This is a genomic window from Pseudomonas corni, from assembly GCF_057128765.1.
Genome location: NZ_JBSKHW010000001.1, coordinates 209,221 through 222,257 on the forward strand (window position 1 = coordinate 209,221; position 13,037 = coordinate 222,257).

At 59.3% G+C, this 13,037-nt stretch carries 14 protein-coding genes; 4 read left to right on the forward strand and 10 right to left on the reverse strand.

What is annotated here, in order from left to right; all coding sequences use genetic code 11:
* Window positions 1-88: 88 nt before the first annotated feature.
* The 4 genes from ACWKV9_RS00895 to ACWKV9_RS00910 all read right to left on the reverse strand — a co-directional run bounded on the left by ACWKV9_RS00895 (window position 89) and on the right by ACWKV9_RS00910 (window position 4,403).
* On the reverse strand, window positions 89-2,140 hold the full coding sequence (locus ACWKV9_RS00895) for a putative bifunctional diguanylate cyclase/phosphodiesterase (protein WP_483834207.1): 2,052 nt from the start codon (window positions 2,138-2,140) through the stop codon (window positions 89-91).
* 314 nt (window positions 2,141-2,454) lie between these two features.
* Window positions 2,455-3,051, reverse strand: a complete 597-nt coding sequence (locus ACWKV9_RS00900; protein WP_483834208.1) for a superoxide dismutase — start codon at window positions 3,049-3,051, stop codon at window positions 2,455-2,457.
* A 326-nt stretch (window positions 3,052-3,377) separates the two neighbouring features.
* Window positions 3,378-3,980: a LysE/ArgO family amino acid transporter gene (locus tag ACWKV9_RS00905; protein WP_483834209.1), complete on the reverse strand. Its 603-nt coding sequence runs from the start codon at window positions 3,978-3,980 to the stop codon at window positions 3,378-3,380.
* Window positions 3,981-4,001: 21 nt separating this feature from the next.
* The gene (locus ACWKV9_RS00910) at window positions 4,002-4,403 is read right to left on the reverse strand and encodes an ACT domain-containing protein (protein WP_483834210.1); all 402 of its coding nucleotides are present in this window, start codon (window positions 4,401-4,403) and stop codon (window positions 4,002-4,004) included.
* A gap of 93 nt (window positions 4,404-4,496) precedes the next feature.
* Here ACWKV9_RS00910 and ACWKV9_RS00915 point away from each other — a divergent pair, with 93 nt between their 5' ends.
* The 3 genes from ACWKV9_RS00915 (at window position 4,497) to ACWKV9_RS00925 (ending at window position 7,465) form a co-directional block, all read left to right on the forward strand.
* The gene (locus ACWKV9_RS00915) at window positions 4,497-5,417 is read left to right on the forward strand and encodes a LysR family transcriptional regulator ArgP (protein WP_483834211.1); all 921 of its coding nucleotides are present in this window, start codon (window positions 4,497-4,499) and stop codon (window positions 5,415-5,417) included.
* Between the two features lie 131 nt (window positions 5,418-5,548).
* Window positions 5,549-6,535, forward strand: a complete 987-nt coding sequence (locus ACWKV9_RS00920; RefSeq protein WP_483834212.1) for an NAD-dependent epimerase/dehydratase family protein — start codon at window positions 5,549-5,551, stop codon at window positions 6,533-6,535.
* Between the two features lie 78 nt (window positions 6,536-6,613).
* Window positions 6,614-7,465 carry an ATPase gene (locus ACWKV9_RS00925; RefSeq protein ID WP_483834213.1) on the forward strand — a complete coding sequence of 284 codons (852 nt, stop codon included), beginning with the start codon at window positions 6,614-6,616 and terminating at the stop codon, window positions 7,463-7,465.
* 177 nt (window positions 7,466-7,642) lie between these two features.
* Here the strand turns inward: ACWKV9_RS00925 and ACWKV9_RS00930 are convergent, their stop codons facing one another.
* The 3 genes from ACWKV9_RS00930 to ACWKV9_RS00940 are packed head-to-tail and all read right to left on the reverse strand — an operon-like array spanning window position 7,643 to window position 10,234.
* Window positions 7,643-8,692 (reverse strand): alkene reductase, encoded by a 1,050-nt coding sequence (locus ACWKV9_RS00930; RefSeq protein ID WP_483834214.1) that lies wholly within the window; start codon window positions 8,690-8,692, stop codon window positions 7,643-7,645.
* A gap of 47 nt (window positions 8,693-8,739) precedes the next feature.
* A complete protein-coding gene (locus ACWKV9_RS00935) occupies window positions 8,740-9,906 on the reverse strand; it encodes an MFS transporter (RefSeq protein ID WP_483834215.1) in 1,167 nt (388 codons plus the stop codon).
* A gap of 25 nt (window positions 9,907-9,931) precedes the next feature.
* Window positions 9,932-10,234, reverse strand: a complete 303-nt coding sequence (locus tag ACWKV9_RS00940) for an ArsR/SmtB family transcription factor (RefSeq protein WP_483834216.1) — start codon at window positions 10,232-10,234, stop codon at window positions 9,932-9,934.
* 326 nt (window positions 10,235-10,560) lie between these two features.
* On the opposite strand from ACWKV9_RS00940, the gene ACWKV9_RS00945 reads away from it, so the two are divergent.
* Window positions 10,561-11,157, forward strand: a complete 597-nt coding sequence (locus ACWKV9_RS00945) for an acyl carrier protein phosphodiesterase (RefSeq protein ID WP_483834217.1) — start codon at window positions 10,561-10,563, stop codon at window positions 11,155-11,157.
* Here ACWKV9_RS00945 and ACWKV9_RS00950 read toward each other — a convergent pair.
* The 3 genes from ACWKV9_RS00950 to ACWKV9_RS00960 all read right to left on the reverse strand — a co-directional run.
* Window positions 11,118-11,906 (reverse strand): lysophospholipid acyltransferase family protein, encoded by a 789-nt coding sequence (locus tag ACWKV9_RS00950; RefSeq protein ID WP_483834218.1) that lies wholly within the window; start codon window positions 11,904-11,906, stop codon window positions 11,118-11,120. The two genes, ACWKV9_RS00945 and ACWKV9_RS00950, sit on opposite strands and share 40 nt — an antisense overlap.
* Window positions 11,906-12,661 (reverse strand): L-ornithine N(alpha)-acyltransferase, encoded by a 756-nt coding sequence (olsB, locus tag ACWKV9_RS00955; RefSeq protein WP_483834219.1) that lies wholly within the window; start codon window positions 12,659-12,661, stop codon window positions 11,906-11,908. The genes ACWKV9_RS00950 and olsB overlap by 1 nt, the downstream gene beginning before the upstream one ends.
* Before the next feature lie 77 nt (window positions 12,662-12,738).
* A partial coding sequence (locus ACWKV9_RS00960; protein ID WP_483834220.1) for a hypothetical protein occupies window positions 12,739-13,037 on the reverse strand: 299 nt, incomplete at its 5' end.

Genomic DNA, 13,037 nt, shown 5'->3' on the forward strand with positions numbered 1-13,037 from the left:
CGAACTTGTTCGCGAGCCGACGGGACGGGTTCAATCGCAAGACCGCCTCGCCAACAAGTTGGCTCCTACAGGGTTCGGCTAGGCCGTTTTACAACACGCCCATATGCGTGCGCTCGGCCTGTTTCAGATACGCCAACAACTCTCGAGCGGGCAGGGGTTTGCTGTAGAAATAGCCCTGACCTTCGTGGCAGCCTTCGGAAATGATGTACGCCTCCTGCTCGGCAGTTTCCACGCCTTCGGCAATCACCTGCATGCCCAGACTTTTACCCAGCTGGATGATCGCGCGCACGATGGTGGCGTCGTCGTCATCATCGATCAGGTCCTGCACGAAGCTCTTGTCGATCTTGATTTTGTCCAGCGGCAGGCTTTTCAGATAGCTCAGTGACGAATACCCGGTGCCGAAGTCGTCGATGGCGATCAGCGCGCCGGAGCGTCGCAGGCTGAGCAAATGCTGGGCAGCGGTGCTGATGTCTTCCATCAAACCGGTTTCTGTCACCTCCAGTTCCAGACTGCGCGGCGGCAGACGGTAGATCTGCAGCAGATTGTTGACCACGCGCGGCAGTTCGGCGTGGTGCAACTGAACGGTGGACAGGTTGACCGCCATGCGCAAATCCATGAAGCCCTGATCATGCCATTCGCGTAGCTGCCTGCAGGCCTGATCCAGTACCCATTCGCCAATCGGGATAATCGTGCCGTTCTGTTCGGCCAGCGGAATGAACTGATCCGGCGGCACCAGCCCATGTTCCGGATGCGTCCAGCGAATCAACGCTTCGACGCCGACCACGCGCTGGTTGCGATAACTGATCTGCGGCTGGTACACCAAGTGAAACTGATTACGCACCAACGCTTCGCGCAGGTCCTTTTCCAGTTCGCGACGGCGACGCATCTCGCTGTCGACGCTGGCAATGTAGAACTGATAGCGATTGCGCGACCGGGTCTTGGCCAGCGTCATGGTCTGTTCGGCTTTTTGCAGCAGCTTTTCGGTGCTGTCGCCGTCTTCCGGGAACAGCGTGATGCCGATCGTGGCGCGCAGCCTGATCTCCTGCTGATCAATTGCGAACGGCGCTTCCAGGTCATCGAGAATGTTTTGCGCCAATTCGGCGGCTTCGTAGGGTTGTTCGATATCGGCCTGGACCAGCGCAAACTGGTCGCCGCCCAGGCGTGCCAGTGAGCCGAGGCGCCCACTGTGTCCACGCAGCCGATCAGATAGCGCCAGCAGCAGCTGATCGCCGGTCTGATAGCTGAATTGCTCGTTAATGCCCTTGAAGTCATCCAGCCCGACGCACAATACGGCCACCCGGTGCTGAACCTTGCCGGCGTCCACCAGGATTTTGTCCAGTTGCTGTTGCAACTGCTGACGGTTGGGCAGGCCGGTGAGGAAGTCGTATTCGGCCATGCGCAGGAGGCTGGTTTCAGCCTCATGACGCAGGTGAGTGTTGCGCTCGATGGAGGCCAGCAATTGGTTGGCGGTATTGACCCAGATGCCCAGCTCGTTTTTTTCGTGGCCTTTGAGCAGCGGGATCTGGTGCTCGCTGGGGCGGTCGGGGTTGATGTTTGTCAGGTGCTCGATGATCTTCGACAGCGGTTTGGTCAGCAACCAGTGATAAACCAGATACAGCACCAAGCCCATGGCGAGGGCTCGCAGCACGCCGGAAATAAAGATGATGAACGAATTGGTGATGAAGCCTTCGCCGTAGGTCGCGGTGTCGAGGGTGATGCGCAAGTCGCCGTAATACTCGCTGTAGGGGCTGCGTCCGACCAGTTGGGTGGTGAAGCTGCGCTCCTGGCCGAGAATCAAGTCGGTCAGCCAGCGGGTGGGGGAGGTACTGAGATCACGGGATCTTTCGGCGAGCAGGGTCTCATTCGGGTGGCCGATGGATGCCATGCGTACGGCTTTGTCCTGGAACAGCCCTTCGATGACCTGCATGCCCATCTCCCGGTCCAGGCTGTAAACCGCCTGGGTCGAGGGGTCGCGAAACATGTCGAGAATCCGCGCTGCATCGCTGGCGACGGCCTGACGAGTTTTATAGGCGTCGTACACGATCTGGGCGCAACTGAGCACTACGCCTACGATCAATGCCGAAAGCAGTACCACGCGCAGCAGCTTCACCGACAAGCTGTTCTTGAGTTCCAGCTTCAAATGAGCATTCCTTCATCCATGCTGAGAGCGGGTGATGGGGTGCGCGCTTTGCACAAAGCAAACCCGGGAACCCAGCGCCATTGGGAACGCCTGATCTCACCATTGTTCGTCGGATGCCGCACTGCGCTCGCAGTCCGGCGATCATTACTGTGTCGGTCAGCAAGTGGCTTTACTTGAGGCGCTTTCCATCCTTTGGAGCAGAAACTGATATTAGTCGGCTATCGTTTTCCGACAATACATAAACCACGAACGGAAGGCGAAAAAAAACCCGGACATGCCGGGTTTTTTTAACATCGAGCGGTCACGCGCTTAGATCAAGCGGTGAAGCTTTTGCCTTCGAACTGCTCGGCAACGAACGACCAGTTAACCAGGTTCCAGAATGCTTCAACGTATTTTGGACGCAGGTTACGGTAGTCGATGTAGTAAGCGTGCTCCCAGACGTCGCAGGTCAGCAGCGGAGTGTCGCCGCTGGTGATCGGGTTGCCGGCGCCGATGGTGCTGGCCAGAGCCAGGGAACCGTCAGCCTTTTTCACCAGCCAGCCCCAGCCGGAACCGAAGGTGCCGATGGACGTTTTGCTGAATTCTTCTTTGAATTTGTCGAACGAGCCGAAAGCTGCGGTGATTGCATCAGCCAGAGCGCCGGTAGGTTCGCCGCCAGCGTTTGGCGCCAGGCAGTTCCAGTAGAACGTGTGGTTCCAGACCTGGGCTGCGTTGTTGAAGATACCGCCCGAAGAAGATTTGACGATCTCTTCCAGGGTCTTGCCTTCGAATTCTGTACCTGGGACCAGGTTGTTCAGGTTCACGACGTAGGTGTTGTGGTGCTTGTCGTGGTGGTATTCCAGGGTTTCCTTGGAAATGTGCGGTGCCAATGCATCATGTGCGTACGGCAGCGGCGGCAATTCAAAAGCCATGGTAATTCTCCTAATCAGGTCAGGTTGCGGTGAGCGCAAGGCCGTTCACGGGCGGCCAGATAACACGCCGTCGAGTTTGTACTCTTTGCGGCGCAGGGTCCGGATCATAGCACCGGCCCCGGCCCTTAACCACGCAACAACTGTGTGGGATAGAGGTTCCAGAGCATCGGCGTCAAGATCATGAAGATTTTTGATTGGCGTGGAGAGGGTGATCGATATCCGCGCGTCGTGTAGGAGCGCGCTTGCCCGCGATGCTGTTGTTCTGCCGCTGGAGATGTATTGGCTTCAAAAAGTCTTCGCGGGCAAGCGCGCCCCTACAACAACGGTTATGCACTACGAATCAACTGCGCCGCCACGCCGAACATCATCACCGCCACCATCAGGTCCAGCAGACGCCAGGTTCCCGGGCGTGCCAGCCAAGGGGCGAGCCACGCAGCGCCAATCGCCAGAGTCGAAAACCATAACAACGAAGCACTCGCCGCCCCGACCACATAGGCGCCGGGCACGCTTTGTTGCGCGCCGAGAGAACCGATCAGCAGCACGGTGTCCAGATAAACGTGCGGATTGAGCAGCGTGACCGCCAATGCACTGAGCAGCACCGCTCGACGCGAACGCAGTCCTGCGGCATCGCCCTGCTGCAGGCTCTTTGGCGAACACGCTCGCCGCAATGCCTGCACGCCGTACCACAGCAAGAACACCACTCCGCCCCAGCGCGCCACCGCCAATAAGGTCGGGTTCTGCGCCAGTACGTTGGCCAGGCCGAACACCCCGGCTGTCACCAACAGCGCGTCACACACAATGCACAGCAGCGCGACCGGCAGGTGGTGTTCACGCCGCAGACTTTGCGCCAGTACGAACGCGTTTTGCGTGCCGATTGCCATAATCAGTCCGGCCGCTACCAGTAAACCGTTGAGATAGCTTTGCCACATAGAGAGTGCTCCGGGTCTGAATCAGTGGGCGTCGCGAGCGAGATTGCTCAGCACATCAAGGGCCTTGAGTGCGTCTGCTTTCCCGACGAACAAATGATCGTGATAAAACCCGGCAATCACGTTGCAACTGATGCCTGCCTGGCCCAGTGCGCCAGCGAAAGCTGCAGTCAGGCCAACGGCCTGGAGTGACGAATGCACCGTCAGGGTGATCCAGGCCATTACATAGCCGCAGTCCAGCCCCAACGATTGCGCGTCGCCGCGTTCGAGAATCACGGTCAACCCTTCACGCTCCCGGAAGCTGCCGATCGCATCCTTGTCTTTTATTTCACTGAGATCCGCGATGCAGCAGAACACGTAATCACCCGGGTTTAGGGCAGGGCTCATGCTTTGCAGCAGGACGTTGAGGGAGGTTTCGCCGGACATGAGATCGTCTCGTTGGTAGAAGGATGTGGCGATTTTCCCGCTCAACGCTGTATAAGAAAAACCAATAATGCTCATCGCTCATTAGGGAAACTGATGTTCGACTACAAGTTACTGGCAGCATTGGCGGCAGTCATCGAGCAGGCCGGATTCGAGCGCGCCGCTCAAGTGCTGGGTTTATCGCAATCGGCGGTGTCCCAGCGCATCAAATTGCTCGAAGCGCGCATTGGTCAGCCAGTGCTGGTGCGGGCGACTCCACCGACGCCCACCGACATCGGTCGGCGCCTGCTCAATCATGTGCAGCAGGTGCGTTTGCTTGAGCGCGACTTGCAAAGCATGGTGCCAGCGCTGGACGAAGGGGCAATGCCCGAGCGCTTGCGTATCGCGCTCAATGCCGACAGTCTCGCGACCTGGTGGGCCCCGGCGGTCGGAGATTTTTGCGTGCAGCAGGGCCTGCTAACTGACCTGGTGGTCGAAGATCAGGACGTCGGCCTCAAGCGCATGCGTGCGGGGGAAGTAGCCGCCTGTTTGTGTGGCAGCGAGCGGCCGGTGGCTGGGGCCCGAAGTTTATTGCTGGGGGCCATGCGCTACCGTGCGCTGGCGAGCCCGGCATTTATCGCGCGTTACTTTCCCTCGGGCGTGGACCCGGTGGCCGTGGCTAAAACCCCGGCGCTGGTGTTTGGGCCGGATGATTTCCTGCAACATCGTTATCTGGCGTCACTGGGCGTGGAGGACGGTTTCCAGCACCATCTGTGCCCATCGTCCGAAGGGTTTATTCGCATGATCGAAGCGGGGATGGGCTGGGGATTGGTGCCTGAGTTGCAGGTTCGCGAACAAATTCAACGTGGCGCTTTGCTGGAGCTATTGCCCGATCGTCCCATCGATGTGCCTTTGTACTGGCATCATTGGCGCAACGGGGGGCGATTGCTGACGCAGTTGACCGAGCATCTGGCGAAAAATGCCGGGCAATGGTTGGTGCCGCTGGCGACGGATCAGGCGTCAGTATCTCGATTGTAGGAGCGCGCTTGCCCGCGATTGCTGTGTATCAGGCGACACATACATTGCTGATACAACGCTATCGCGGGCAAGCGCGCTCCTACAGGTCATCTCCTGCACCCTGTAATAAAGCAAATCAAACGGAGCGGTAAATGAAGATTCTGGTCACCGGCGCGAGCGGCTTTATTGGCGGGCGCTTTGCGCGTTTCGCTCTGGAGCAGGGCCTGAGCGTGCGGGTCAACGGCCGTCGCGCCGAGGGCGTCGAGCATTTGGTGCGGCGCGGCGCCGAATTCATCCAGGGCGATCTGACTGACCCTGAACTGGTCCTGCGTTTGTGCCACGACGTTGAATCAGTGGTGCATTGCGCGGGTGCTGTCGGCGCCTGGGGACGGCGTCAGGATTTTCATCAGGGCAACGTTGAAGTCACGGAAAACGTCGTTGAAGCTTGCCTGAAGCAGCGCGTGCGTCGACTGGTCCATCTGTCCTCGCCGTCGATCTATTTCGATGGCAACGACCATGTCGGCATCAAGGAAGAGCAGGTCCCCAAGCGCTTCAACAATCATTACGCCGCCACCAAGTACCTGGCCGAACATAAAGTCTTTGGCGCTGAAGAGTTCGGCCTGGAAGTCATCGCACTGCGCCCGCGAATGGTCACGGGAGCGGGGGATACCAGCATCTTCCCGCGCTTGCTGAACATGCAGCGCAAAAACCGCCTGTCGATCATCGGCAACGGCCTGAACAAAGTCGACTTCACCAGCATTCAAAATCTCAATGAAGCGATTCTCAGCAGCCTGCTGGCGGCGGGCTCCGCATTGGGCAAGGCCTACAACATCAGCAACGGCGCACCGATCCCGATCTGGGACGTGGTCAATTATGTGATGCGCCAGATGCAGCTGCCGCAAGTCACGCGCTATCGCTCATATGGCCTGGCGTATACCGCTGCGGCTGTGAATGAAGCTGCGTGCATGTTGTGGCCGGGCCGACCGGAGCCCACGCTGTCGAGGCTGGGCATGCAGGTCATGAACAAGAATTTCACCCTGGACATCAGCCGTGCTCAGTACTATCTGGACTACCAGCCGCAGGTCAGTGTGTGGACGGCGCTGGATGAGTTCTGCGGATGGTGGAAAGCCCAGCAGTGACGGCTGGCGATTCAGCCGTTGCGACAACCGTGGTTATACTGCCCCCCATTCAGATTTAACGGCTTGCAAGGGACATTCATGCGCAAAGATCCATACGACGACGTTGATGACATTCCCCACCTCAGCGCCAAAGACGATGACGATGATTTCCTGCACACCCCCGGCGCTCGTGACCGCACCACGGTTTACTCGCGGACCACGCCTGTGGTCAAGGTCAAGGCACCGGGTACTGGCGCGTTATGGACATTGATCGTCATCCTGTTCATCGCGTTTTGCGGATTGGGCTGGTGGAGTTATCAGCAGGTTTCGCTGATGGAGCAGCAACTGGTCGCGACCCAGGAAAGCTTCGCTCGCATCAGTGAAGAAGCGGCAGGGCGGCTGCAAGACATTTCCGGCAAGGTCGTCGCTACCGAGTCTTTCGCCAACAGTGGCGGGGAGGCGCTGAAGGCGCAGATCAAACAGCTGCAAGACAAGCTGGACGAGCAAAACCAGCAGCAGCAAGGCGTGGCAGGTGCGCAAGGCGGGTTGGACAAGCGACTGGAGCAGATCGCCGCGCAAACCACACAGCAGCAGGCGACCAACACGCAGTTGCAGGATCAGCTCAAAGCCGTGTCGACCGAGCTTGCAGCATTGAAAGCATCGCTGCCGGACATGAAGTCAGCGCAGTCCGGTCAAGACAAGCTGGACGCGGAAATCAAAAGCGTTGCGGCCGATGTGGCGAACCTGAAGAAGAGCAACCCAGGTGCCGCGTTCGATCGGCTTGAGCAGGACATGATCGTGCTCAAAAGCGAGCAAGAGAATCGCCCGGCGGCTTCGGCTGGTACAGCGACCGCAGAGTTCGACGCATTCCGCGGTCAGGTGACGCGCAACATCAATACGCTGCAAAGCCAGATTCAGACGTTGTCGCAGAAAATTAACGCCAGACCTTGACGGTTTGGTAGTTGTAGGAGCGCGCTTGCCCGCGATTGCGGTTCATCAGGGGCGAATTCATTGCTGATAAACCGTTATCGCGGGCAAGCGCGCTCCTACAAAGAAACGCCTCCTGCCTACTAACAAAAAGCCCCGACTCATCACTGAGCCGGGGCTTTTGCGTTTCAGGCAGACCGATTACAGCGCGGGGTAGTCGATGTAGCCGACAGGGCCTTTGGCGTAGAAGGTTTCCGGGTGCGGCTCGTTCAGCGCAGCGCCCTTGGCCAGACGTGCAGGCAGGTCCGGGTTGGCGATGAATGGAACGCCCCAGGCCACGGCATCGGCTTTACCGGCGGCGAGCCAGGCATTGGCGCTGTCCTTGGTGAACTTCTCGTTGGCGATGTACGCGCCGCCGAACGCTTGCTTCAGGCGTGGGCCCAGGCTGTCGTCCAGTTCACGTTCGCGAGAGCACAGGAAGGCGATCTTGCGCTTGCCCAGCTCGGTGGCGACGTAGGTGAAGGTTTCGGCCAGATTGTCGTCGCCCATGTCGTGAGCGTCGGCGCGTGGTGCCAGGTGCATGCCAACCCTGCCTGCGTCCCAGACTTCCAGCACAGCGTCGGTCACTTCAAGCATCAGACGCGCACGGTTTTCAACGGAGCCGCCATATTGGTCGGTGCGCGAGTTGGTGCTGCTTTGCAGGAACTGGTCGAGCAGGTAGCCGTTTGCTCCGTGAATCTCCACGCCGTCAAAACCGGCCGCTTTGGCGTTTTCGGCGCCGGTGCGGTAGGCGTCGACGATGTCGGCGATCTCGGCCAGTTCCAGCGCACGGGGTGTCGGGTAGTTGGCTTCAGGACGTACCAGGCTGACGTGACCTTTGGCCGCGATGGCGCTCGGGGCGACCGGTGCTTCGCCATTCAGGTACATCGGGTGGGAAATACGGCCCACGTGCCACAATTGCAGCACGATCTTGCCGCCTGCGCCGTGAACGGCCTTGGTGATATTGCTCCAGCCACGCACCTGATCGTTGGACCAGATGCCAGGGGTGTCCGGATAGCCGACGCCCATTTCAGTGACGGATGTAGCTTCGGTGATGATCAGGCCCGCCGATGCGCGCTGAACGTAGTACTCGGCCATCATCGCATTCGGTACCCGGCCTTCGTCGGCGCGGCAGCGAGTCAACGGGGCCATGATGATGCGGTTGGCCAGTTCCAGGTCGCCCAGCTTGATCGGATCAAAAATAGTGGTCATTCAGAAAAGCCCTCTTACAGTCAGTTCAAGAAAAGTCAGGTCAACAATCAGTGTGTTGCAGCGGCCAGTTCGGCATTGCCGCGCTGACGGAAGTTGATCAGTGTCACAAGCAGCGCCACAACAGCCAGGGCAGCGGCGGCCAGAGGCACGCGGGTCAGGCCGAACCCTTGTTCGATGACTGTGCCGCCAATCCAGGCGCCCAGGGCGTTACCGACGTTGAAGGCGCCGATGTTCAGGGTCGACACCAGGTTTGGCGCGTCTTTGCCGAAGGTCACGACGTTGATTTGCAGCGCTGGCACGGCAGCGAAGGCAGCGGTGGCCCACAAGAACAGGGTGATTTCGGTCGGGATCAGCGCCACGCTGGTCCAGGTCAACGCGGTGGAGATCACGGCCATGGCGATGAACACGCCGATCAGCGTTGCGGCGAGACGTCTGTCAGCGAGCTTGCCGCCGATAATGTTGCCCAGCGTCAGGCCCAGGCCGATCAGCAGCAGCGTCCAGGTGATGCCCTTTGGCGAGACGCCGGTGACTTCACCCAGCAGCGGCGCAACATAGGTAAACAGCGCAAACATCGAGGCCGAAAACAGCGCGGTCATGCTCAGCGACAGCCAGATACCGGCGCCTTTCAACGCGCCCAACTCAGCGCGCATGTCGAGTTTTTCTTCGTCGCGCTTGGTCGGCAGGAAACGGATCAGACCGATCAGGGCGATAACGCCTATCACCGTGACGGCGAAAAACGTCGAGCGCCATCCGGCGTATTGGCCCAGTGCCGTGCCCAGCGGAACACCCAGCACGTTGGCCAGCGTCAGGCCGGTGAACATCAGCGCTACGGCCGAGGCGCGACGGTTGGCCGGAACCAGACCTGCCGCCACCACCGAACCGATGCCGAAGAAAGCACCATGGCAGAGGGCTGTAACGATCCGGGCGAACATCAGAATGTTGTAATCAGCGGCCACCGCACATAGCAGATTGCCGATGATGAAAATGCCCATCAGCGTGACCAGTGCGGCCTTGCGCGGCAGCTTTGCGGTAGCCATCGCCATGAACGGCGCACCAATGGCGACGCCTAGGGCATAACCGGTTACCAGCCAGCCAGCACCTGGAATCGACACGCCCAGGTCCGAGGCCACCTCGGGCAGCAAGCCCATGATGACGAACTCGGTCGTCCCGATAGCGAAGGCGCTCAGGGCCAGAATAAGTAGCGAAAGAGGCACGTGCCGTCTCCTGAAAATGTGGGGGTTAGAGCTGGTCGGTCAGCTCTTTTAGAAACGCCTGAATGGCGTCGTCGTTACGTCTGAAGAAATGCCATTGGCCGTATTTTTTGCTGCTGATCAGACCGGCGCGTTGCAAGGTCGCCAGGTGAGCGGAAATCGTCGACTGGGACAGACCGGCGCGCTGGTCGATTTGACCTGCGCAGACACCGTTTTCCAGCGAGTGCTCCTGATCGGGGAAGCACGCTTTTGGGTCTTTGAGCCATTCAAGAATCTGACGGCGAACCGGATGAGCCAGGGCTTTTATTATTTCGTCGAGGTCGATAGGCATGTCGTTCTCAATATTAGGTTTAGCGGTATATCGCGATGGGGCGAACTTTATATTGGTATTTCGCGATATACAAATATGAAGGAGTGCTAAGCACAGCATGAAACGGTATATCGGGTTATATCGATATAGGCTCGTTCGGGAAATCGGCGTAGGCTCGAAGCGCAGTGGATTGGCACGTCGATGATCCTGTGGGAGCGGACCTGTCCGCGAAGACGTGAGTACAGTCGCCACTTCTTATCGCTCGAACCTTTTGTATTCGCGGACAGGTCCGCTCCCACGGGATCGGGTATTTTCAAAAAAATGCTGCAATTTCCAACAGGTAATCCATGAACTACCTCGCCCACCTCCACCTCGGCGGTCAACGGCCGGCGCAACTGCTGGGCAGCCTGTACGGCGACTTCGTCAAGGGCCTGCTGCCAGGCCGGTTCCCCACTGAAATTGAGGAAGCCATCCGCCTGCACCGGCGCATCGACGCTTTCACCGATGCTCACCCGATAATCAGGCAGGCGATGGGGCGCTTTCCAGCAGAGCGTCGGCGTTACGCGGGAATCGTGCTGGACGTATTTTTCGATCACTGCCTTGCGCGGGATTGGCAGCGCTACGCTGACGTGCCGTTGGGTGCGTTCACCGACAACGTCTACCAGGTGCTGGCGGGCGAGCCGCAATTGCCCGAGCGCCTGGCGTTCATCGCGCCGCGCATGGCCGCGCAGGACTGGTTGGGCTCGTATCAGGATTTTGAGGTGGTGGGCGAGGCCCTCGCCGGGATTGCCCGACGCTTGTCACGTCCCGAGGGGCTGGCAGGCGCGATGCAGGAACTGCGCGGGCTCTACCAGCCTTTGAGCGAGGATTTCAACGAGTTTTATCCACAGGTCCAAGCGTTCGCTCAAGCCGCTTTGGATTCCGGACGCGACACCACAACCTGAGGAATCTCGCCGAACAAAGCCACTTGCACCGCTTGCTGAGCTTCGAAAGCCAACGCCGCGCGCTCCTTGCCCAGCGTTTCGATAGGGGTCAGCAACTGAATATGCACATCGCCTTGTTCGTTGGCGAACAACCGGCGCAGGTGGGACAGCAGATCGTCATCACCAATGAAAGGGGCAATCGGGTCAGGTTTGCCGTTGCGCAAATACTGAATCGCCACCGGTTGCAGCGCCACGCCGGTTTCCACTGCGCTGGACAACAGGCGCCCGTGGAAAGTGCGCAGACTACGGCCATCGGTGGTGGTGCCTTCGGGGAAGATCATCAGCGGATGATTGCCCAGCAAGTGTTGCCCGATCTGCTTCTGAATCAGCTTGCTGTCGCCCGAACCACGACGAATGAAAAGCGTGCCCGCCTTTAGTGCCAGCCAGCCTGCAACCGGCCAGGTCCGCACTTCGGCTTTGGACAGAAACGACAACGGCGCTAGCATGCCCAGCAGCGGAATATCGGTCCACGACACATGATTGCTGACCCACAGCATCGGGCGCGTCGGCAGTTGCCCGCTGACCGTAACCCGAAACGGCAACGCCCCGGTCAGATGCGCCATGAACCAGCTGCTCCAGCGTTGCCGACGGGCCATCGAATGACCGATTCGCAGGCGCTCCATCAGGGTGAAAGCGCCAGCGATGGTCAGCCCTAGCGCGATAACCCACAGCACCCGTGCGACGCGCGCATAGCTGCGCAACCGGCTCATCACACCGCAGCCTTGAAGTGACGGGCGTAGCGCGGGCATAGCTCGTCGCGCTTGAGCAAAATGAACACGTCGGCCACCTGGAAATCTTCGTCCCAGCACGGCTCGCCGCAGATCTTCGCGCCCAAGCGCATGTAGGCCTTGAGCAGCGGCGGCATTTCGCAGATCACGTTGTTGGGCAGATCAAGATTGGGTAGTGGATTTTTCGGTTCGGCCCGCAGGTTTTCGGTACACAGATAACGTTCGCGCAGACGTTGCATGATCGCGTGGGCCTGGACCCCGCCGTCCTGCATCGGGATGCTGGCGCAGCCCATCAAGTAGCTGTAGCCACCTTCGTTCAGGATCTCGGCCAGCTCGCTCCACAACACCGCGATAGTGCCGCCGTTGCGGTAGGCCGGGTCGACACAGGTGCGGCCCAGTTCGAGGATCGGGCCCTTCAGATGACTGAGGCCGTGCAAGCTGAATTCTTCTTCGCTGTAGAACTTGCCCAGCGTGCTGGCGGCCTTGTGGTCCAGCAGGCGGGTGGTTGCAACCAGTTGACCTGTTGCCAGATCGCGTACGCCGATGTGGGCGCAGTGAATGTCGTAATCGTCGATATCAAGACCCAGTTCGGCACCCTTGAGCTTGGCGTTGAACTCGCCACTGAACACGCTGAAACGTAAAGCCTGGGCCTCCTGCAGGGCTTTGCTGCCAATCAGGCGTTCGGCCTGAAGTCGTCGGTCTGCGCGGGTGTCTCGAATGCTGGCGATCTGAGTCATGCGTCGTCTCCGTGGCCAGCCGGGGGAGTTAAGGCTGGTCGACTATATGGTTTGAACCATTGCTTCACAGATGCAGGCTATTTAGGGGCGATGTCATCACCATTACGCTTTGGTGATGGTTGCGTGACATGCGGATCAGCCAGGCCTGTAGGAGCGAACTCGTTCGCGAGGCTGACGATGAGGATTGTCGGGTGTACCGAGTCAATCTTTTCGCGGGCAAGCGCGCTCCTACAGAAATCGGCGATCCATAGGCACGACATCGGGCCTGTAGGAGCGAACTCGTTCGCGAGGCTGACGATGAGGATTGTCGGGTGTACCGAGTCAATCTTTTCGCGGGCAAGCGCGCTCCTACAGAAATCGGCGATCCATAGGCACG

What these genes read in the sequence shown, in the direction of transcription:
- olsB (WP_483834219.1), bottom strand. Translation starts at nt 12,661, where the DNA reads ATGACTCAGATCGCCAGCATTCGAGACACCCGCGCAGACCGACGACTT.
- ACWKV9_RS00905 (WP_483834209.1), bottom strand. Translation starts at nt 3,980, where the DNA reads ATGTGGCAAAGCTATCTCAACGGTTTACTGGTAGCGGCCGGACTGATT.
- ACWKV9_RS00910 (WP_483834210.1), bottom strand. Translation starts at nt 4,403, where the DNA reads ATGTCCGGCGAAACCTCCCTCAACGTCCTGCTGCAAAGCATGAGCCCT.
- ACWKV9_RS00945 (WP_483834217.1), top strand. Translation starts at nt 10,561, where the DNA reads ATGAACTACCTCGCCCACCTCCACCTCGGCGGTCAACGGCCGGCGCAA.
- ACWKV9_RS00900 (WP_483834208.1), bottom strand. Translation starts at nt 3,051, where the DNA reads ATGGCTTTTGAATTGCCGCCGCTGCCGTACGCACATGATGCATTGGCA.
- ACWKV9_RS00930 (WP_483834214.1), bottom strand. Translation starts at nt 8,692, where the DNA reads ATGACCACTATTTTTGATCCGATCAAGCTGGGCGACCTGGAACTGGCC.
- ACWKV9_RS00950 (WP_483834218.1), bottom strand. Translation starts at nt 11,906, where the DNA reads ATGAGCCGGTTGCGCAGCTATGCGCGCGTCGCACGGGTGCTGTGGGTT.
- ACWKV9_RS00925 (WP_483834213.1), top strand. Translation starts at nt 6,614, where the DNA reads ATGCGCAAAGATCCATACGACGACGTTGATGACATTCCCCACCTCAGC.
- ACWKV9_RS00940 (WP_483834216.1), bottom strand. Translation starts at nt 10,234, where the DNA reads ATGCCTATCGACCTCGACGAAATAATAAAAGCCCTGGCTCATCCGGTT.
- ACWKV9_RS00915 (WP_483834211.1), top strand. Translation starts at nt 4,497, where the DNA reads ATGTTCGACTACAAGTTACTGGCAGCATTGGCGGCAGTCATCGAGCAG.
- ACWKV9_RS00920 (WP_483834212.1), top strand. Translation starts at nt 5,549, where the DNA reads ATGAAGATTCTGGTCACCGGCGCGAGCGGCTTTATTGGCGGGCGCTTT.